Source organism: Halorubrum marinum (assembly GCF_048381195.1).
Taxonomy (GTDB): Archaea; Halobacteriota; Halobacteria; order Halobacteriales; family Haloferacaceae; genus Halorubrum.
In genome coordinates this window covers 453,220-474,535 of the sequence record NZ_JBLWMM010000007.1, presented here as the reverse complement: position 1 = coordinate 474,535, position 21,316 = coordinate 453,220, and the positions used below count along the sequence as shown (strand labels likewise).

Below are 21,316 nucleotides of genomic sequence, written 5' to 3'. Positions count from 1 at the left end.
AAACACCATTGCATGGTCTATGTGGTGTCCAGTTCACCCAGCGACCTGGATGACACCGAACTACCACGGCTCACATCAGATTTCCTCTTACGCCGGAGCGCAGGGGGCGAAATCCTCATATCGGTGAGTCGGCCAAACCGACTCTGCGAAACCGGGCCGAGTTGAACGGCCCGAATTCGCGGTGCGTTCTTCGCGTTTCAACCGAACGGGCTTATACACTTAACCCCGTCGGAACGCTTCGACCGGCCGCGGTGCGGCCGACCGTTGTCCCCCACGCCGGGGGACCTTCGCATATCACACGAATCCCGGGTTGTACTTAACCCCGTCGAACTATCGCCGCCACGTCATGCGGTTTCAATGAGAAACGGTCACACGACAGCGATTCGTCGACTCGGAACAGGCTACGTGAAACGAAACGCACCAGGACTACACCTCGAACGCGTCCGTACGCGATACAGCAATAGCCGATCGTTACCTGAGTGCCGCGGTGTGGTAGTGGCTGAACTGACGAGAGTTGGGTCGACGAGAGACTGAATCGTCGAGGATACTGCAGAGTGCGGGCGGTCACATGGGGAGCTCCGTATCAGATTACCGCTCAATTCGGTGACGACCACCGCCGAGTGCAGCGGAGTCGTTTATACCACGGGCGTTTATAAGGGAGGGGGACGCATATAAAAGCGAACGATGACGAACCCTGCAGATTCGATCGAGATCCAGAACGTAGTTGCATCGACGGGGATCGGCCAAGAGCTCGATTTGGAGGCGCTCGCCGAGGACCTTCCGGGCGCTGATTTCAATCCGGACAATTTCCCCGGCCTCGTCTACCGGACGCAAGAGCCGAAGGCCGCCGCGCTCATCTTCCGATCCGGGAAGATCGTGTGCACGGGCGCAAAGAGCATCGACGACGTTCACGAGGCCCTCGGGATCATTTTCGAGAAGCTCCGTGGCCTCCAGATTCCCGTCGAGGAGGATCCGGAGATAACCGTGCAAAACATCGTGTCGAGCGCTGATCTCGGTCATAACCTTAATCTCAACGCGCTCGCGATCGGGCTCGGACTCGAGGACGTTGAGTACGAGCCGGAGCAGTTCCCCGGACTCGTCTACCGTATGGACGAGCCGGAAGTCGTGATCCTGCTGTTCGGGAGCGGGAAGATCGTCATTACCGGCGGGAAACGCACGGATGACGCAGAGGGAGCTGTCGAGGAGATCGTCGAACGGATCGAAGGGCTCGGCCTGCTCGGATAACGTTCCAGTCGATCGAATTAGTTCGGAGACGGGGTGGGTGCCCGCCACAGACTGCACGTAAGTGTGGTGATCCGACGGCGAGAACAGAAACGAAACGGTCGCGGCGGACGCATGCGACGGGTGGAGTACTTATCTCGGACGACAGTCGGACTTCATTCGGACGTATCCTCTGTCAGTACTTCTTTCACGACTTCGGGATCCTCTAGCAGCTGATGTTTCGTGTAGCTTCCCTCTGCACTCCCGCCGCTGTGTTTAGACTGCTCGATGATGTCTAAGAAGGCGTGTTCTTTGAGCAGGTCGCGAACTCGGCGTAGCGAGAGGCTGTCCGATCCCTCTTGTCGACAGATATTCTCGTAGATTTCGTACACGCGACTGGTTCGGAATCCGTCTTGACGGCCGCTCGACAGCGAAAGGAGCGCGAGCGCTTGAAGGACATATCGGGAGTGGGGCGTCGACCCGCGGATGAGCTCGCGAAACCGATCGGTTTCCGCGCGCTCGCGTGCCTGCGTGACGAACTCCTCGCGAACGGTCGGTTGACCGTTTGCTTGTGCGATTTCACCGGCGTAGCGGAGGATGTCGATCGCTTTCCGCGCGTCCCCGTGCTCGCGCGCAGCGAGCGCCGCGGCACGGGGAATCGTCGACGGTTCGAGGACATCGTCATGAAACGCGTCCGCACGCGCTTGCATGATCTTGCGGAGCTGGTTCGCGTCGTACGGGGGGAACACGAACTCGCGTTCACAGAGGCTGGACTTGACCCGCTCGTCCATTCGATCTTTGTACTGAATCTTGTTGCTAATGCCGATAACCCCGAGCTTGCAGTCGGTTATTTTTCCCGCCTCGCCCGCTCGAGAGAGTTGCATCAGGATTGCGTCGTCGTCGAGTTTGTCGATCTCGTCGAGAATGATAAGCACGACATCATACCGCTGGTCGAGAATGCGCCAGAGTCGCTTGTAGTACGTCGAGGTCGAGAGTCCCTTGTCGGGGACGTTGATCCCGGTCGCCTCCGGATCGTTCACGCCCTCCGCGATGGTCTGGACCGCCTGCGTCTCGGTCGTGTCCTGTGCGCAATCGACGTACGCGAACATCGCGTTGACGCCCTCCTCGCCCGCCGTCGAGACGAGTCGCTTCGAGACGTACTTGGCACAGAGCGACTTCCCCGTGCCGGTTTTTCCGTATATCAGTACGTTGCTCGGGCTCTGACCGAAGATCGCGGGGTTGACCGCCGTCGCGAGGTCGCTGATCTCGTCATCGCGACCGACGATCCGTCCCTCCCCGGGAAGATGACTGATCTCAAGGAGTTCCTTGTTCGCGAATATCGGGTCCTCCCGAGTGAAGAGGTCGTCCGCTGCGTCCATAGGATCGACACCGGGTTTCCGGTGAAATACGTTCTGTTTCGAGCGCGCTGTATGGGGTGAGTTGTTTGAGACACACACCGGGTTTCCGGTGAAATGGGGTTTTGGGTGGGGGAGGGGGTGGGGGTTCACCGGAAACCCGGTGAGGAGAAGTACACGATCTGGTAACTAAGGAAAGACCAGATTCACCGGAAACCCGGTGTCGATAGCAGACAACAGCGACGCCAAATATCAGTGTCAACGCCAAATATCAGTGTCAACGCCAAATATCAGTGTCAACGCCAAAACCCCATATTAACGGTCGAGTGCCCATGTTCGAAATAATCGACTAATCGTATTACCTTCAGAGAATGGCGGTCGCCTCTGACATCGACCACAATTAACGGGAGTGTCAATATTCTCAACGCGAGAGATATTGGCATAAGGAGACCCGAAGAGTATGCGAAAGTGGGAAGAGGCATGAAAAGACGTAGGAGATGCGAGAAGACGTAGGAGGTACGAAAACAGTTCAACACGAACGAGGGGAAGACTAGGTTTCCGGTGAAACCTCTCTGCTTCCATTGAGAATTCTCTCTGCTTTTCAGCTAGTGGACTGTAAACAGTACACCTATTTAATAGTTTATGTGCTAGGTGAAAATAGTGTTTGTTGGGTAACTATTCGCGTGTTTCTTTCACTCCTGAAAATCGAATCAAACCGCCTCCTACACACCACCAACCACCAACCACCGTTTCACCGGAAACCCGGTGTGTCACTCCAAAGAAATCGATCTGTAAACTCTGTTCAGAGACCGACTGCCAACAAAATCGTGTCGTCCGATTCTACTCCTGGGCGTCAACGACGGCGACACTCGCTAGATTGACGATGTCCTTCACCTCATCGCCTCGCTGGAGGACGTGAACGGGTTCGTCCATCCCGACCAGCATCGGACCAATTGCGTCTGCACCGCCGAGTCGCTGAAGCAGCTTGTAGCCGATGTTTCCGGCTTCCAAGTTGGGGAACACGAGAACGTTCGCGGCTTCGTCGAGCTCGGAGAACTCGTACGTCCCGTTGAGTATGTCGTCGACGACTGCAGTATCGGCCTGCATCTCCCCATCGACCGGGAAGTCGACCGCTTCATCGTCGTGGAGAATCCCGACCGCCTCGCGAGGCTTCCGAGTTCCCTCGTTGTCGACGCTCCCGAAGTTGGAGTACGACAGCATTGCCGCGCGCGGCTCGACGTTGAACCGCCGTGCGAGCTCTGCGGTGTGTCGGGTTACCTCCGCGAGCGTCTCCGCATCGGGGTCCTGATTCACCGTTGTGTCCGCACAGAAGATAACCCGATTCTTGAACGTGAGCATGTAGACACCGGCGATCGTGTCCGTATCGTCAGCGGAGCCGATCACCTGCAACGGCGGTCGAAGGGCAGACGGGTAGTGATGCGTCAGTCCAGTGAGCATCGCATCGACGTCGCCCGCTTTGACCATGACGCTCCCGAGATAGTTGGTATTTCGCTGAACGAGTTCGTTAGCCTCCCGACGCGTGATACCTTTCCGCTTGCGTAACTCGTGGAGCCGATCACCGTACGCCGAGACATCCCGATTCGACGGATCGACGATCTCGGGCTGGAAGGAGAGCCCGAGCTGATCGGCAGTTCGCGCGATCTCATCCGCGTCACCGAGTAACACCGGTTCGGCAATCCCCTGCTCGGTGAGCTGGTACGCGGCACGGATCATCTTCTCGTCGGTGCCCTCGGCCAGCGCGATACGCTTCGGATCGCTCTTCGCTTTGTTCAGCACGACTCGCATCATCTCACGAGACTTTCCGAGACGCGCTTCCAACCGCTCGCGGTACTGATCGAGCTCGATTTCGATCCGCGCGCTGCCCGATTCCATCGCCGCGTCAGCGACCTTCGGTGCCACTTCGAAGAGCACACGCGGGTCGAGCGGCTTCGGAATCACGTAGTCCGGACCGAACTGCATGGGGTCGTCGCCGTACGCCTTCACGACTGCGTCCGGAACGTCCTTCCGTGCCAGCTCCGCTAGCGCCTCGGCGGCCGCCCGCTTCATCTTCTCGTTTATCTCGGTGGCGCGCACGTCGAGCGCTCCGCGGAACAGGAACGGGAACCCGAGCACGTTGTTCACCATGTTCGGGTAGTCGGATCGACCCGTTGCCATGATCACCGTGTCGTCGCGCGCGTCCTTCGCGTCCTCATAGGTGATCTCCGGATCGGGGTTCGCCATCGCGAAGATAATCGGGTCCGGCCCCATCGACCGAACCATCTCTTGGGAGACGATTCCACCGACTGAGAGTCCGACAAACACGTCGGCCCCCTCCATCGCGTCGGTGAGGTCGCCGCCCTCGACGTCGCTGGCGAACTGGCTCTTGTACTCGTTGACCTCGCCGTTCGCGACGCGCTCCTCCGTGATGATCCCGGTGGAGTCACACATCGTGATGTTCTCTTTTTTCGCACCGAGCGAGACGTAGAATCGAGCCGTCGCGATCGCGGACGCGCCCGCGCCCGAAAAGACGATCTCGATCTCAGAGAGATCCTTTCCGGAAATCTCCGTCGCGTTCATCAGCGCGGCGCCGGAGATGATGGCGGTCCCGTGCTGGTCGTCGTGGAAGACCGGAATGTCCATCTCTTCGCGGAGTCGTTCTTCGATCTTGAAGCATTCCGGGGCCTTGATGTCTTCGAGGTTCACGCCGCCGAAGGTCGGCTCCATCGCCTTCACCGCCTCACAGAACGGGTCGACGTCCTCGATGTCGAGTTCGATGTCGAAGACGTCGATATCCGCGAACCGCTTGAACAACACGCCTTTTCCTTCCATGACAGGCTTCGACGCCGACGCGCCGATGTTGCCGAGGCCGAGCACCGCCGATCCGTTCGAGACGACCCCGACGAGGTTCCCCTTCGCCGTGTACTCGAACACGGCCTCCGGATCCTCCGCGATATCTAGACACGGTGCCGCGACACCGGGCGAGTACGCCAGCGAGAGGTCTCGCTGGGTGTTCGTCGGCTTCGTCGTCTCTATGGCAATTTTCCCGGGGGGATCTATTCGGTGGTACTCTCTCGCGTCGTCATCTAGTCCCATGTGTTTCCCTCTTTCGTGAACAGAGTAAAAAGGTATGTGAACCCGTCGAATCTGCGGTTCGACGCTCGACGAACTCTCCTGTCGATCCGACGTGAACGTCCTACCGAACGGAACGGTCCTATTGACGGCCCGAACGGAACCATACTATCGAACGAAACAAAACAAAACAAAACGCTACTACCGAACCAAACGATTCCGACGCTGTCACGATTCCGACGCTGTCACCGTCGCACTCGCGGGATCCAGATCCGGATGCAGGAGCGCGAGCGACCGATCGATACCGGCGAGGGTCGACACCTCGTACGTGATCAGATACGACCGCGTGAGCACGCGAACGGGCAATAATAGGAGCAGTAACGCTCCCGCCGCGCCCAACAACACCACGCCGAGCACGGCGGTACCCGCTGTTGTACCCAGGATTGCACCGATACCGCCGAGCGGGACTGACGCGATCAGCAACACGAGTCCAGCGACGACGGCAACGACGGATCCGACGAGGACGACCGCCAGTCCTTCGGCAACTGCGATGCCGATACCGATGACGAAGTGAACGAGGAGGTAGACGATGAGATCGGTGAATCGACCCCGAAGCGAGCGCCAGAGGCGTCCCCACCCGGAAATCACGCCGATATCTTCGACGATCATCGTAGGGACGACGAACTCAAACGTCAGCCGAAGTACGAGAAGCGCGACCAGTCCGATCACCGCCCCGAGGACACCGACCGCGACGACGGCCTCGGTCGGCAACGACGCGATCGCCGTCGCCGCGGAGTCGAGCCGCTCCCACCCGGTCGGACTCGACGTGAGCGCGGAAACGATCACCGCGATCGCGACCGGAGCTGCGAACCCCAGCGATAACGCGACAGACACGACGAACAGTCCTGCGGCCTGCCGAAACCGCTCGACGAAGGGACGCCACAGGCGGACGTGGTTCGTGCGAAGCGCATCGTAGAAGACCAGCCGCAACGAGAGCGAGGCCACGGACAGGGCAATGACCGCGAGGAGTAGTCCAGCAACGATTGCCGCCAAGAGCGGACCGTCTACCGCTCCGATGCCGTCCGTCCCGCCGACGGTACCCGAACCGATGGCTCCCGGTACGGAGCTGCCCCTCTCCGATACGGAGACACCGCCTTCCGGTACGGGCGGGACCGAAACGTTCGCGCTCGCCCCACCGCCCATCAAAAGCACGAGGAAGGAGAGCTTCGCCCAGCGGACGAGGCTGAACGGGAACAGGAACCGGCGTGTGGCCTCGACCGCGTCGTCCACGGCGTCAACGGCGTGCCAACTCATGGTCGGCGTTTCACGTGGCCCCGTAATAATATCACGTCACGGACCCGTCCAGAGAACGGGTGCACATGCCGTCCAGAGAACGGGCGCACATGCCGTCCAGAGAACGGGCGCACATACCGTCCAGAGCACAGGGACCACCATCCAGAACACGACCCACAGCGCTTTACGCCGACGGCGGTGAAACCGGTCACATGAAGGTTCGCGGCGAACGGGAGTGTCAGGCGTGTGGCGCCCGCTGGTCGTACTACGAGACGGGTTCGATCGAGTGTCCGGACTGCGGAGGGCTCCGGAGCGTCGGCGTCGACGACCGAACCGCTCACACGGACAGCCCAGTCGACCTCGATCTCAGCGGACACCGCGACCGCGTCGGCGACGCGCGCGGAACACTGCCCGACCAAGGCGTAGCAGGTCTCAAATCCGATCTCCGCGAGTACACCCGCAAACGGGGGTTCATTCGCGGCGGCGAACTGCTCCCGCTCGACGACACCTACCTCGCCGCGCGTGAGCTGTTGGAGGCCGTCGACTGCTACGAGCGCTTACGCGACCCCACCGATTCGGACCGCGAGTATCTCCTCGGTCTGCTCGCCGGCGCCGACGAGGGGGACCGACCCGATCGGTCGCACGTCCCCGAATCGCTTCGCGAGGCGCGCGGGATGGCTGCGGTTCACGCCGCAGAGGCGTATCGAACCGACCTCCTCGCGTTTCTCGACGAACTCGAAGCGAGCGAGGGAGACGCGGAGAGCGCCCAAATCGACGAGAGTGACGGCACCGGAGTCGACGAGCATCCCGAGACCCAAACCGAAACCGAACCACTGGAAGGGAAGGACGACGCGGTGTCGATCGCCAGCAGCAACACCGTCTCTGTTGCTGGCGACAACGTCGCAGCCCGGATCGGGCCCGCTCGAGATGTTCTCGAACGGCTCCGCGACCGAACGAAACGCGTCGACGCGCTTACCGGCGACGTGTCGCCAGCGGAGGCCGACGCGCTCACGGAAGCCGCAAACGCGGTCGGCGAGCACGTCAGGAACGGTACCGACGCCGCACTCGACCGCGCCCGAGCGCTGCTGGCGGACTCCACCGACTGAGACTCGCGAGGATACGTTGAAAGCGGCTCCGTCCGAAGCGAAACACATGCCGCAATTCGACGTCCACGACCACCGTCACGCCCTGAAACAGCTGCGTGACACCGGCACGACGAGTCTCTGGGAGAACCGGAGGGACGTCGCCTGTCCCGTCTGTGACGCTCCGTTCCAGCGACTCTTTACCACTCGAGAGCCGGGCGCTCGCTTCCCGGAAAACGACGGATCGCGCTTCTGTCTCCTCCGCGACGACGACGCGATACATCTCTTCCGGCACTGACTCCGAACTCGACGCGAACAGATCGTCCTCCCTCTCCGAGCCCGATGTCAGTCGTCCCCGGGGGCAGTATCTTCGAGTCTGGTCCTCCCGGGCTCAGTTGTCCCCGAGTCTGGTCCTCCCGGGCTCAGTTGTCCCCGAGTCAGTCGTCACTAACGGGGTCAACGTCGGGTTGCGGGTCGTCGATGTACCGCTCCGTCCACGTCCCACGCGAGAACCACGCGACGCCGACCAGTGCACCGAGCACATTCCCGAGCGCCATGCCGACCCAAATCCCCGTCTCCCCCCAGCCCGCGACGAAGACGAGGTACCCGACGCTGGCGACCCGACCCACCCAGAGAGTGAGAATCGATATCACCATCGCCGTCTTCGTGTTCCCGGCGCCGCGGAACGCGCCCAAGATCACCTGCGAGACGCCGATGAACGCGAACTCGACCGAACGGATCCGCACGTACTCGACGGCGTACGCGACGGTCTCCGGAGCGTCAGGGACGTCGCCGAGGAACACCCCGACGATCGGCTCAGTGAACACGACGGCGACGATCGCGACGAGGAACATCACTCCCGCGCCCGTGGAGGCGGCGATCTTGACCGAACGAGCGGCCCGGTCCGCCCTGTCGGCGCCGAGGTTCTGTCCGACCATCGTATCGATCGCCCGGCCGAGGCCCATCGCGGGAAGGAACACGAGCGAGATGAGCCGATTTCCGAGCCCGTACGCGGCCACGACGGGCGGCGAGAAAGTGACGACCATCGCGGTGAGCGTGATCATCGCCATCGCGCTCGTCGTCTGCTCGACGCTGGACGGAAGCCCGAGCCGGAAGATGTCCTCGATGAAACCGAGGTCGGGTCGGAGGTGTGCGACCGTGACCGCCGGACCGAGCCCCGTGGCGAACAGCAGCCACAGTCCGATGACCGTCGCGACGCCGCGCGAGAGGATCGTCGCCAGCGCGGCGCCCTCGATCCCGTAGCCGGTGAAGCCGGTCGCCGCGAACACCGCTTCCTGGAAGCCGACGGGATCGAGCGCCGCGACGAGCGGCACCGCCGCCAGCCAGTCGAACAGCGGATTGTTCGCGAAGCCGAAGATGAGGAACGGGTCCAAGAGGACGTTCAGGAAGACGGAGACGACCATCACCGCCATCGGCGTCCGCGTGTCGCCGTACCCGCGCATCAGCGCGGAGAAGACGAAGAAGCCGAACATCAGCGGGATGCCGAGGAAGATGATCTCCATGTAGTCGGCCGCGAGGGGGATCACCGAGGCCGCGGTGTCAGGGTCGCTGGGAAGCAACTCCAGCGCCGGCCGAGTATAAAAGTAGCCGCCGACCCCGATCAGCACGGAGAGGACGGAAACGGTGAAGATGGTCTGTCCGGCGACCAACCCCGCCGACCGGTTGCCGTCGGCTCCGGTGTACTGCGCGACGAGGATCGCTCCCGCGGTCGTGAAGCCGCCCGCGACCGCGATGAGCAGGAAGATCAACGGGAACGCGAGACTGATCGCGCCGACCGCCTCGGCCGAGAGCCGACCGAGGTATAAGGTGTCGACGACGTTGTACGTCACCTGTAACAGCTGGATGACGACGATAGGCCACGCGAGGTGGAAGAGGGGTCGGACGAGGCTCCCCTCGGTGATGGACTCCTCGGAGACGCGGTCGTCGCTGTCGCTCGGTGGGTCGGTGTCGGTCGGATCTTCGCCGTCGGGTCGCCCACTGCCGGACGGGTCCCTCTCGGATGGTGGCGGTGACTCGCGGGGGTCGTCGGAGGGCTCGTCGCTCACTAGTTTATAAGTGACGAGCTCGCTGTATCAGACTTCCGATTCCGGCCGTGTGCGCCCGTTTCCGGACGTGTATCCGCGGGAGCGGGTTGTACGAATCCGCTGTTCGTCAGGGGCGTTCGCTGTCGACCGTCCCGTTCTCGTCGACGCTCTCACTTTCGCCGGTTGTCCCGCGTCGGTTGTCCGTCTCGCCTTCGGCTCCCGTTTTCCCCGCCGATTTGTCCGCTTCGACTGTCTCCGCTTCGAGCGGCGTTCCGGCGGGCGTGTTATCGCCCTCGTCGGAGCGATCGCCTCCCGGATCGCCATCTGGGCCGCCAACCCGTGCAATGCCGGACGTGTCGTCGAAGACGAGGTGTCGGTGCGGGTACGCCATCTCGACGCTGACGTTGGCGAGCCGCTCGCGGATTCGAACGTTCACGTCCGACTGCACCTTCATGAGTTTGTACGGTTTTTTCACCCAGTACCGAAGCCGGAGCAAGACGCCGTTGTCACCGAATTCCTGGATTCGGCAGTCCGGACTCGCCGTGTAGCGAGCGACGCCGACGCGGATGTCGGGTCCCCCGTCGATGACGGCGTCGCAGTCCCTTGCGGCCTGCTCGATTTGGCGTCGCGCCGCGTCGATGTCGCTCTCGTACGTGACCAACACGTCGAGACTCCGCCGGGTTCGCTCGTCTTCCGCGGAGAAATTGGTCACGTCACGGTCGCGTATGTTCCCGTTCGGAACGACGAGAAACGTGTTATCGAGCGTGAATATCTTCGTGTACCGGATCGTGATGTCTTCGACGAATCCCGTCGTTCCGTCCTCTAACTCGATCATGTCGCCGATCTCGAACGGCTGGTCGGCGAGGATGAACACGCCGTTGATGAAGTTCCCGATGAGCGGCGCGAGAATGACACCGACGACCGCCGAGAACACCGCACCGGCCACGATGAAGTCCGGCAGCTGGACCCCCGCGGCCCACAGGCCGATCAACAGCGCGACGACGACGGTCCCCACGCGAACGCCGCGAACGATCGTCTGTGCGACGCTCTGGCGTGAGACGCGGCGAGCGACGGGCCGCCCGATCAGCCGGACGAGGAACTTCGACGCGACGACGCCGACGACCACCGACAACACGACGAGGACCAGCCGCGACCCCGGAACATCGGACAGTCTGGCGATCCAGTTGGCGATCGGGATCGCACCGTCGGGCCGTGCCATAGCCAATCCGCCGTTTCCCACCCGAAAAAGCGTTTCTCCCTGTGTATCACCTCGACGAACGAGACGATCGAGCCGTCGCGTGGAAACCACTAACACCTCGCCGAGCGAATCGAAGTGTATGCCGGAATACACTCCCTCGAAACCGTCGTTCAGCGTCGCCCACGAGTCGTCACCGAGCGACGTACTCATCGCCGGATTCTCGTCGTTCGGACTGGCGGGCCTCACAGCCGTCGATTACCTCATCGACAACCTCGATCTCGAAGAGACCGGCCATATCCGAACGGACGGGCTCCCGTCGATCACCCCGTTTTCGAAGGGGCGGCCGCGTCACCCGATCCGGCTGTACTCCGCCGAGGATATCGACGTCACCGTCTTGGTCGCCGAACAGTTCGTCCCGGCCGCGCTCGGCGAACTCCTCGCGACCTCGATCCTCGAGTGGACCGAGTCGGCGGGAGTCTCCGAGATCGCGGTGCTCGCCGGCGTCCCGATCCCGCACGGCCCCGACGCCCACCGGACGTTCTACGTCGCCACCGACGACTACCGAGAGACCCGCCTCGGTGGCGGTGAGAACGCTCCCGAAATCGACGCAGACGATTCCGAAGGCGGCGCTCATGATTCCGACATCAACGCGAGCGACTCCCACGCTGTGGCGCTTGACGATGCCGATAGGGACACTTCGACCCGTGACGATGTAAGCGAGACTGCTCCCGCTCCGGACGAGACTGCTCCCGCTCCGGACGGCGATACCGTCCCGCCGATGGAGGCGGGATTTCTCGACGGGACGAACGCCTCACTGCTCGAACGGGGAATGGACTCGCCGCTCGGAGTCGGCGTGTTCATCACGCCGGTCCACGCACAAGCTCCAGACGTCGAGGCGGCCGTCAGGCTCGTTGACACAATCGACGCGACGTACGGTCTCGGGGTCGACTCGGAGCCGCTCGCCTCGTTCGCAGCCGAGATCCGGCGCCACTACGAGGGTCTCGCCGAGCGGATCGAAGAGCGCGAGCCGGAGGGGACCTACGACCGGATGTATATGTAGTGGACCCGACTCTGAAAACGCGTGCTACTCGTCTCATAGTAAAAACCTATATCCGAGGGCCGTATTGGTCGAGTTATGACTGACGACCTCCGGGGTACGCTCGATCACGTCGGGGACCGATTCAACCTCGGCGAGTACGAAATCGACGCGTACCTCGCGGTGTTGGAACACGGCGAGTTGACGGCGAGCGACATCGCTGACCGAACGGACATCCCGCAACCGCGCGTGTACGACACGGTGCGAAGCCTCTCGGATCGAGGGCTCGTCGAACTTCGCGAGTCCCGCCCGATGAAGATCGTCGCCGTCGACCCCGAGGACGCGTTCGGCGATCTACAGAATTCCTTCACGGAGATGGTCGACGAGTTGGAAGCCCGGTACACCGCGCCGACCCGTGAGACCGAGGCGGTGTCCCTCGTGAAGTCGCGCTCGACGATCCTTCGATACCTCGAAGAGGTGATCACCGGCGCGGAGTACGAGCTCGCCGTCTCGCTGACCCCCGGGCTCCTTCGTCGCTTCCGTGACGAACTGGCGGCGAAGGTCCAAGCGGGCGTCAGTGTCGAACTCCTCGTCACTCCCGCCGCGAAGGCACCGGACCCCGAGGAGTTCGACTACCACCAAGTCGCCACCATCACCCGGGCCCGTCGCGGGATCACGACCCCCATCCTCGCCGTCGGCGACGGCGAGTACTCGGTGTACGCCACGCAGGACGCGCTCCGCGACGACCGTGAGCGGTACGGCGTCATCTTCAACCGCTCCGCGCTCGGGTTCCTCGTCTCCGGCTTCTTCGGCACCGTCCTGTGGACGACCGCCGAGACGCTCGCGACGAACGGGGGGAACCGTCCGTTCCCGCGGCGCTACGCCTCGATTCGGCGCGCCGTCAAGGACGTCCGAGAGTCCGACGGCGAGGAGTTCTACGCGACCGTCGAGGGCCGCGACATCGAGACCGGCGAGTCCGTCACCGTCCGTGGCCGCGTCGTCGACGTCGCCTTCGAGGACACCGAGGAGGTCGCGTCGCTCGTCGTCGAGACGTCGACGGGTCGCGTCGCCATCGGCGGTCGCGTCGCCGCGCTCGAAGACATCGAAGGACAGGAGATCGTTATCGGTCGCGACGGGCCGCCGGCGCTGTAGGTCGTCCGTTTTTAATACCTCGGGCGACCGGTCGATCCGTATGGAGTACACCACGCTGGGCGACACGGGGACGACGGTGAGCCGATTGGCGCTCGGCTGTATGAGCTTCGGGAGCGAACACGAGTGGATGCTTGACCCAGAGGAGGGCCGCGAACTCGTCGAGCGCGCCATCGAACTCGGGATCACCTTCTTCGACACCGCGAACGTCTACTCGAACGGCGAGAGCGAGGAGATCCTCGGCGACGTGCTCGCCGAGTACGACCGCGATCGGTTCGTCGTCGCCACGAAGGTGTACGGCGAGATGGACGAGTCGAACCCGAATTCCGGCGGCCTCTCTCGGAAGTCCATCGAGCAGGAGCTGGAACACAGCCTCGACCGACTCGGGATGGATACCGTCGACCTGTATCAGATCCACCGGTGGGACGACGACACGCCGATAGAGGAGACGCTGGCCGCGCTCGACGACGCGGTCCGCCGCGAGAAAGTGCGATACATCGGCGCCTCCTCGATGTGGGCGCATCAGTTCGCCGAGGCGCTTCACGCGAGCGACCGTGAGGGGTACGAGCGCTTCGTCACCATGCAGAACCTGTACAACCTCGCGTACCGCGAAGAGGAGCGAGAGATGGTTCCGCTCTGTCAAAAGGAGGGAATCGGCATGGTCCCGTGGAGCCCGGTCGGCGCGGGCTACCTCGCACGGCCCTACGAGCAGGACGACGCGACGACCCGCGGGGAACACGAGACCGCGCTCGGGCGTCCGTACCGCGAGGGCGGCGGCGAGGAGATCAACCGTCGCGTACAGGAACTGGCCGAGGAGAAGGGCGTGAAGATGGCCCAGATCGCGCTCCGCTGGGTCGCCGGTAAGGAGGTCGTCGACGCGCCCATCGTGGGCACGTCCAGCGTCGGACACCTCGAAGACGCGGTCGAGGCGCTCGACATCGACCTCTCTGAGTCCGACGTCGAGTGGCTGGAAGAGCCGTACGAACCAGTCCGCGTCTCGGGTCACGAGTAGGCCGCCGCGTCTCGGAGTGCGAGTAGGCCGCCGCGTCTCGGAGTGCGAGTAGGCCGCCGCGTCTCTCGGACCGCAGGCGCCGCAGACGGACCCGCGCGATCGCACCCCTGTGCCGCCGTAACACACTTAAGACGTCGCTCTATACTCACACTCAGTGGCATCCCGACAGGGCGGGCCGGGAGACGCGGAGTCATCCCGTCCCGGATCGATAGAGCGTCGGACCGCGTCCACGACCGCGTCGGCGGGGCCTCGCCGGCTGGCGGCGTCGAGATCGGACCCCCTCCCGCTCGGAGCCGACCGAGACGCCGCCCGCACCGACTCGGCGGTCCCGCCGGATCGGCCGTCCGTCGCACGGACGCCGGAGGATCCCCCGATCCGCGACCCGGGCTTATACGCCTTGACCGATCACTTCCGCGAGCGACTCGAACAACCTGGCCGCTACGTCTCGATCCGAACCGTGAGCGACGCGATCCGCCGGGGGCAACTCCGGTGGAACCGGACCGACGGCTGGCGGTTCGCTCTGATCGAAGGCGGCATCCGATTCGTCGTGGTCGTGAGCGACACGGAGACGAACTCCCCGGTCGTCGTCACGGGCTGGACCGAGGTCGCGGACCGTGACGCCGCGCTCGACGCTCGACGGTGGGACCCCGTCGACGTCGAGACCATCGCCGTGCGCACGGCGCTGAGCGAGTCGGCGTCGACCCCGATCCCCGATCGGATTCGACCCCGAACGGTGACTCGCCCCTTCGTGGTCGGCGAACACCGTCTCGAAACCGACCCCGGGGAGCCGTACGTCCGCTGTAGCGACTGCGGGTGCCGATTCCGCTCGAAGGAGGGAATCACCTCTCGCGGCTGTCACGGACGTTCGGGCCGATAGCGTCTCCTCCTTCCCGCGGACGCTACCCATTTCCGCGTCGCGACCGAACGGTGACCGATGACTGACGACCCCGGCGATTCTGACGCCGGCAACGGCTCTCCCCGTGACGGCTCCGCGGGCGACGGCTCTCCCCGTGACGGCTCCGAGCGAGGAACTGCGGCGCAAGAGGGGATCTCTCTCGACCGCTTCCACGAGGCGCTCGAAGCCGAGGAGCGACCGCTCGCGACCGCCAGCGAGGTCGCACGGCGGCTCGGAACCACGCAGGCGACGGCGCGGGACGCGCTCGCCGCCTTGGTCGACCGCGGCGACGTGGACCGACTGGACGTCGAGAGCGACCCGGTCGTCTTCTACCCGACCGATTGGGGTCGACTCGCGACCCGCGAGCGCGTCGTGACGTTTCCGAAGCGCCGCGAAATCGTCGTGGACCGCCCGACGCAGTTCACCCGCGCACGGCTCTCGCAGTTCGCGTACCTCGTCGACACCACCGGGACCGACCCCGGCACCCGCGGGTACCTCTACCGCATTCGGCAAGAGGACGTGTGGGCCGCCCCGTTCGAGGACGACGACGCGCTGATCGCGAGCCTCCGCTCCGTACTCCCGCGACGGTACGAGCACCTCGAAGACTGGATCCGCGACCAGTGGCGGCGCGCCAACCGCTTCCGGCTGTACACGCACGAAGACGACTACGTCGTGTTGCAGGCCGCCTCCGAGAGCCTGATGGGCAACGTCGCCGATCAACACCTCGACGCCGAGCACCTCCGTGCCCCGATCTCCGAGACGGAGGCGTGGGTGAACGCAGAGGCCGTCGCCGATGTCAAACGCGCGCTCTACGACGCCGGCTACCCCGTCCAGGACGACCGCGACCTCGACACGGGCGATCCCGTAGATATCGATCTGACGACCGAGCTCCGCCCCTACCAGGAGAGCTGGGTCGAGACGTTCCTCGACCGCCGCTCCGGCGTGTACGTCGGTCCGCCGGGCTCCGGGAAGACCGTCGCCGCCATCGCCACCATCGCGGCGGTCGGCGGCGAGACGCTCATCCTCGTCCCCTCTCGCGAACTCGCCGAGCAGTGGCGCGAGGAGCTGCTGGCGCACTCGACGGTCGATCCGGCCGACATCGGGCTGTACCACGGCGGCCGAAAGGAGATCCGCCCGGTCACGATCGCGACGTACCAGATCGCCGGGATGGACCGCCACCGGAGCCTCTTCGACTCGCGGAAGTGGGGGCTGATCTGTTTCGACGAAGCTCATCACATCAGCGCCCCGGTGTACTCCCGAACCGCCGAACTCCAGAGCAAACACCGCCTCGGCCTCTCGGCGACGCCGGTCCGCGAGACCGGGAGCGAGGAGGAGATCTACACCCTGATCGGTCAGCCCATCGGCGCGGACTGGGACGAGCTGTTCGAGGCGGGCTTCGTCCAAGAGCCGGAAGTCGAGATCCGGTACGTCCCGTGGCGCGACGAACTCGCACAGAACGAGTACGCCAGCGCCGACGGCCGCGAGCGACGCCGCCTCGCCGCCGAGAACCCGGCGAAGATCGAGGAGATCCGGTACCTCCTCGCGGCTCACCGCGACAAGAAGGCGCTCGTGTTCGTGGAGTACCTCGACCACGGCGCGGCCATCGCCGACGCGCTCGACGCTCCCTTTATCAGCGGAGAGACGCCGCATCACGAGCGCGCCGCGCTGTTCCGGCGCTTCCGAGACGACAGCGACGCCTCGCCCACCGACCGCGGCCGCGACAACGATAGCGACCGCAGCAACGACAGCAACCGCGACGACCTCGACACCCTCGTCGTCTCTCGGGTCGGCGACGAGGGGATCGACCTCCCGAACGCCGAACTCGCGATCGTCGCCAGCGGGCTCGGCGGCTCTCGACGACAGGGCTCACAGCGCGCGGGACGGACGATGCGGCCGTCGGGCTCCGCGCTCGTGTACGTACTCGCGACGCGGGGATCCAGCGAAGAGGAGTTCGCCCAGCGACAGATGCGGCACCTCGCGCGGAAGGGAGTCCGCGTGCGTGAGACGAACGTGGCGGAGTAGGCGGATTTAGTGGCGGAGGAGGCGGATTTAGTGGCGGAGGAGGCGGATTTAGTGGCGGAGGAGGCGGATTTAGTGGCGGAGGAGGCGGATTTAGTGGCGGAGGAGGCGGATTTAGTGGCGGGGGAGGATCATCGCAGCGCCTCCCGAAGCTTCCTCGCCCCGCGTTCGATCGACTCGACCGGGTCCTTGGGATCGTCGTGTTCGTACACGAGCCACTCCGCGTCCGCGCGCCGCGCGCTCGCGACGACGGCGTCGAGGTCCACGTCGCCGTCGCCGAGCGCGACCGACTCGCCGCGGTCGACATCGACGTCCGCGACGTGTACGTGCGTGATCCGGCCCGCGTATCGGTCGATGAGCGCGACGGGATCGGCGCCGCCGACCTGCGCCCAGCCGACGTCGATCTCGAACCCGAGCCGGTCGTCCGTCCGCGCGAGCAGCCGCTCCATCGCGGGCGCCCCGTCGACCGTCTGAAACTCCTGGTCGTGGTTGTGGTACGCGAGTCGGACGCTCGAACCGGTCGCGGCGTGCCGGTCGACCAGCGCGTTGAGACGGTCCGCGGCCGCGTCGACGGCGGCCTCGCTCTCGACCTCCTCGGGATCGAGCCACGGGACGACGAGCGTGTCGGCACCGAGCGCGTCGTAGAACTCCAGCGTCGCCTCGTAGTCGTCTTCGAGCGACTCGATCGGGACGTGTGCGGACGCGACGGCCAACTCGTTGCGGTCGAGGGCCGCGAGCACGTCGGCTGTCGGCGCGTCTCGGACCCGGTAGGCGAACTCGACGCCGTCGAATCCGGCCGCACCGACTCGATCGAGCAGTTCGGGGAGCGGCTCGTCGACCGAGCGCACCGTGTACAGCTGCACCGCGATATCGACCATATCGACCATGGCTCGGCGGCGCACGTAGTGGTTCGGGTGGTCTCGCCTCGTCGAATCGACAGGCGGGTCCGCCGAAGGTTTCAACACCCGCTCCGTCGACCTCGCGGTATGGACACGGACGAGACGCCAGGCACCACGGACCCCGAGGGGTCCCCTCCGACCGTCGCCGAGGCGGTCGTCGACTGCCTGCTCGACCGGGGCGTAGACGCGGTCTTCGGCATCCCGGGCAAGCAGACGCTCCCGCTCAACCGCGCGCTCGCCGACCGCGACGCGCGGTTCGTCGTGGCCCGTCACGAGACGGCAGTCACCCACCAGGCGTGGGGATACGCCGAGACGAGCGATCCCGGACGGATGGCGGCGACCGTCGTCGTCCCCGGACCGGGCGACATGAACGCGATGAACGGGCTGAAAAACGCCGTGAACGACTGCGTCCCGCTCGTCCACCTCGCCGTCGAGACGGAGCGGGCGATCCGCGGCGGCGACGGCATCCACGAGACGCCGCCGGAGACGTACGACACGGTCGTCAAGGAGAACGTCACCGTCGACTCGCCTGCGGGCGCGGTCCCCGCCGTCGCCGACGCGATCCGAGTCGCCCGCGAGGCGCCGCAGGGACCGGTTCGCGTCGGGATTCCCAAAGACGTTCTCGCGAGCCGGACGCCGCAGCCAGCGGTCGGTAATCGACAGCCGGCTGCCCCTCCCGATCCTCCTGCGGGCGCGGTCGCGAGCGCGGCCGATCGCCTCACCGAGAGCGAGGCACCCGTCGTCCTCGCGGGCGGCGGCGTCCGTCGGGCGGGCGCGAGCGACGGCCTCCGGGCGGTCGCCGAGCGACTCGACGCACCGGTCGTAACCACGTATAAAGGGAAAGGGACACTGCCCGAGACGCACCCGCTCTCCGCGGGCGTGCTCTGCGGGGGCGCGAGCACCGAACTCCGCGGTCTGCTCGCCGAGGCGGACTGCGGACTCGTCGTCGGATCCGACCTCGACGCGGTCGCGACCGCCTCGTGGTCGGTATCGATGCCAGACACGCTGATCCACGTCACGCTCGACGGCGACGACATCGGATTCGGCTACGAGACGGACCACGGGATCGTCGCCGACGCGGCCGAGTTCCTTCGCGCCCTCGACGAGCAGCTCGGCCAGCGGACCGAGCCGGGATCTGACGCGTCAGCCGAGGAATCAGCTGAGACGCGATCGGGCGGTGCCGACCGCGCCGACGCGGTCAGAGCCGCGGACCGCGAGCGGTTCGACGAACTCACGCTCGACCGGGGGGCCGACGGAGACGACGGCCATCCGCCGCTCCGCTCCGTCGAGGTCCTCCGCGAGGTTCGGGAGGCGCTCCCAGACGATGCAGTCGTCACGGCGGACGCTGGCGGGTTCCGCCTCTGGACCCTCGTCTCGTTTCCGGCCACGGGACCGTCGTCGTACGTCAACCCCGGCTCGTGGGCGACGATGGGAACCGGTCTCCCGTCGGCGATCGGCGCGAAGCTGGCGAATCCCGACCGCGACGTGCTCGCGCTCACCGGCGACGGCGGACTCATGATGTGCGTTCACGAGCTGCATACCCTCGCTTCGGAGGATATCGACGTCACGGTCGTCGCACTCAACAACGACGATTACGCGATCATCAGCGAAGAGGCGTCGCGCTCGTACGGGTTCCCGGAGGGTGCATACGGTTGGGACGACGCCCGGCTCGACCTCGTCGCCGTCGCGTCCGGGATGGGGGTCCACGCCGAGCGCGTTACCGACCGCGATGCAGTCGGGCCCGCCGTCGACGCCGCGCGCGCGCACGACGGTCCCGCGCTCGTCGAGGTCGCCACCGATCCGGACGAGCCGCAGGCGAGCGAGTGGATGACTCGGTGAGGCGGAATTGAGCGTGTCATTTCAAGCTCGCTTCGTGCTAAGAAACGACGGCTCTTCTGACACGATCGGGAACGTGAACCTTAACAACTATCGTTGTGAATCTCAGCGCATGACGAACGCGAACGACGTCGCCGTCGGGATCGTCGGTCTCGGTGGGATCGGTCACCACCACGCCACGAAGCTAGTCGATCGCGGCGCGAACCTCGTCGGCGGCATGGACATCGACGCCGACGCGCGCAGTCGGTTTCACGAGGAGTTCGACGTCCACGCGTACGAGGACGAGGAGGACCTCTACGAGGTCTGTGACGCGGTGCTGGTTACGACGCCCAACCGCTTCCACGAGGGGTACGCGCTCTCGGCGCTGGACGCCGGGCTCGACGTCCTCTTGGAGAAGCCGCTCGCGCACACGCTGGAGAGCGCCGAGCGGATCGCCGAGGCGGCACACGACGCCGAGGGGTTCTGTATGGTCGGATTCAACAATCGGTTCGCGGAGCCGGTCCAAGTGGTCAAACACTACCAAGACGAGGGGCGGTTCGGCGAGACGACACACGTCGAAGCCAACTACATCCGTCGCCGCGGCGTGCCGGGTCGGGGGTCGTGGTTCACCTCGAAGGGCGTCGCTGGCGGCGGGGCGCTCATCGATATCGGGGTCCACGCGATCGACCTCGCGCTGTACTTCCTCGATCATCCCGAGGTCGTCGAAGTGACCGGCGAGACCCGCTCGGAGTTCGGCAACCGCGAAGACTACGCGTTCGTCCACATGTGGGGCGACGACAACGGGTCGGACGGGTTCGACGTCGAGGACTCGGCCTCGGCGTTCATCCGTGGCGCGGACGGCTCTACGGTGTCGCTGGAAGTCGCGTGGGCGACGAACCGACCGACGAACGACGAGTTCGTGATCCGCGGCACCGACGCGGGAGCGACGTTCGATCGCGGCAGCGACGAACTCACGCTCCACGAGGCGGGGATCGGCGGCGGGCGACATCACCACCTCTCCGATACGGCGGTCGAGACCCGGGAGAGCGACAGTCACGCCGCCGAACAGGCGACCTTCTTGGCGGCCGTCGCCGAGGGCGAGGCACCGACGATCAACACCCTCGAAGAGGCGCTCTCGGTACAGCGCGTCATCGACGCTATCTACGAGTCGTCCGAGCGCGGCGAGGCGGTTCGGCTGGACTGACGGCGGAACCGACAGTCGGCCGTC

General features: G+C 64.8%; 16 protein-coding genes. 10 read left to right on the top strand and 6 right to left on the bottom strand.

The annotated features are described in order from the left end of the window. Positions 1-684: 684 nt before the first annotated feature. On the top strand, positions 685-1,245 hold the full coding sequence (locus tag ACNSN4_RS15990; protein ID WP_066417002.1) for a TATA-box-binding protein: 561 nt from the start codon (positions 685-687) through the stop codon (positions 1,243-1,245). Between the two features lie 152 nt (positions 1,246-1,397). Here the strand turns inward: ACNSN4_RS15990 and ACNSN4_RS15985 are convergent, their stop codons facing one another. The 3 genes from ACNSN4_RS15985 to ACNSN4_RS15975 all read right to left on the bottom strand — a co-directional run bounded on the left by ACNSN4_RS15985 (position 1,398) and on the right by ACNSN4_RS15975 (position 6,959). Further along, positions 1,398-2,600, bottom strand: a complete 1,203-nt coding sequence (locus ACNSN4_RS15985) for a Cdc6/Cdc18 family protein (protein ID WP_418286833.1) — start codon at positions 2,598-2,600, stop codon at positions 1,398-1,400. A gap of 816 nt (positions 2,601-3,416) precedes the next feature. Next, positions 3,417-5,669, bottom strand: a complete 2,253-nt coding sequence (locus tag ACNSN4_RS15980) for an NADP-dependent malic enzyme (RefSeq protein WP_418286832.1) — start codon at positions 5,667-5,669, stop codon at positions 3,417-3,419. Positions 5,670-5,873: 204 nt separating this feature from the next. Continuing rightward, entirely contained in the window at positions 5,874-6,959 is a 1,086-nt protein-coding gene (locus tag ACNSN4_RS15975; protein ID WP_418286831.1) for a DUF7544 domain-containing protein, read from the bottom strand. A 191-nt stretch (positions 6,960-7,150) separates the two neighbouring features. On the opposite strand from ACNSN4_RS15975, the gene ACNSN4_RS15970 reads away from it, so the two are divergent. Beyond that, positions 7,151-8,044, top strand: a complete 894-nt coding sequence (locus tag ACNSN4_RS15970) for a DUF7117 family protein (protein ID WP_418286830.1) — start codon at positions 7,151-7,153, stop codon at positions 8,042-8,044. A 46-nt stretch (positions 8,045-8,090) separates the two neighbouring features. Further along, positions 8,091-8,318: a DUF7385 family protein gene (locus ACNSN4_RS15965; protein ID WP_418286829.1), complete on the top strand. Its 228-nt coding sequence runs from the start codon at positions 8,091-8,093 to the stop codon at positions 8,316-8,318. 139 nt (positions 8,319-8,457) lie between these two features. Here the strand turns inward: ACNSN4_RS15965 and ACNSN4_RS15960 are convergent, their stop codons facing one another. Together ACNSN4_RS15960 and ACNSN4_RS15955 are read right to left on the bottom strand one after the other, a co-directional pair. Then, the gene (locus tag ACNSN4_RS15960; RefSeq protein WP_418286828.1) at positions 8,458-10,086 is read right to left on the bottom strand and encodes an MATE family efflux transporter; all 1,629 of its coding nucleotides are present in this window, start codon (positions 10,084-10,086) and stop codon (positions 8,458-8,460) included. Positions 10,087-10,192: 106 nt separating this feature from the next. Further along, the gene (locus ACNSN4_RS15955; protein ID WP_418286827.1) at positions 10,193-11,284 is read right to left on the bottom strand and encodes a mechanosensitive ion channel family protein; all 1,092 of its coding nucleotides are present in this window, start codon (positions 11,282-11,284) and stop codon (positions 10,193-10,195) included. 118 nt (positions 11,285-11,402) lie between these two features. Between ACNSN4_RS15955 and ACNSN4_RS15950 the strand changes: the two genes are divergently transcribed. The 5 genes from ACNSN4_RS15950 to ACNSN4_RS15930 all read left to right on the top strand — a co-directional run bounded on the left by ACNSN4_RS15950 (position 11,403) and on the right by ACNSN4_RS15930 (position 17,377). Then, the gene (locus tag ACNSN4_RS15950; protein WP_418286826.1) at positions 11,403-12,323 is read left to right on the top strand and encodes a proteasome assembly chaperone family protein; all 921 of its coding nucleotides are present in this window, start codon (positions 11,403-11,405) and stop codon (positions 12,321-12,323) included. 75 nt (positions 12,324-12,398) lie between these two features. Further along, positions 12,399-13,451 carry an HTH-type sugar sensing transcriptional regulator TrmB gene (gene trmB / locus ACNSN4_RS15945; RefSeq protein ID WP_418286825.1) on the top strand — a complete coding sequence of 351 codons (1,053 nt, stop codon included), beginning with the start codon at positions 12,399-12,401 and terminating at the stop codon, positions 13,449-13,451. A gap of 40 nt (positions 13,452-13,491) precedes the next feature. Further along, positions 13,492-14,460, top strand: a complete 969-nt coding sequence (locus tag ACNSN4_RS15940) for an aldo/keto reductase (protein WP_418286824.1) — start codon at positions 13,492-13,494, stop codon at positions 14,458-14,460. 154 nt (positions 14,461-14,614) lie between these two features. After that, positions 14,615-15,337, top strand: coding sequence for a hypothetical protein (locus ACNSN4_RS15935; RefSeq protein WP_418286823.1), 723 nt, complete (start codon positions 14,615-14,617; stop codon positions 15,335-15,337). Positions 15,338-15,394: 57 nt separating this feature from the next. After that, positions 15,395-17,377: a DEAD/DEAH box helicase family protein gene (locus tag ACNSN4_RS15930; RefSeq protein ID WP_418286822.1), complete on the top strand. Its 1,983-nt coding sequence runs from the start codon at positions 15,395-15,397 to the stop codon at positions 17,375-17,377. Positions 17,378-17,505: 128 nt separating this feature from the next. Here ACNSN4_RS15930 and ACNSN4_RS15925 read toward each other — a convergent pair whose 3' ends face one another. Next, a complete protein-coding gene (locus tag ACNSN4_RS15925) occupies positions 17,506-18,252 on the bottom strand; it encodes a sugar phosphate isomerase/epimerase family protein (protein ID WP_418286821.1) in 747 nt (248 codons plus the stop codon). A gap of 108 nt (positions 18,253-18,360) precedes the next feature. Here ACNSN4_RS15925 and ACNSN4_RS15920 point away from each other — a divergent pair, with 108 nt between their 5' ends. Both ACNSN4_RS15920 and ACNSN4_RS15915 read left to right on the top strand, forming a co-directional pair. Further along, positions 18,361-20,112: a thiamine pyrophosphate-binding protein gene (locus ACNSN4_RS15920; protein ID WP_418286820.1), complete on the top strand. Its 1,752-nt coding sequence runs from the start codon at positions 18,361-18,363 to the stop codon at positions 20,110-20,112. Positions 20,113-20,221: 109 nt separating this feature from the next. After that, positions 20,222-21,292, top strand: coding sequence for a Gfo/Idh/MocA family protein (locus ACNSN4_RS15915; protein WP_418286819.1), 1,071 nt, complete (start codon positions 20,222-20,224; stop codon positions 21,290-21,292). The last annotated feature ends 24 nt before the right edge of the window (positions 21,293-21,316 follow it).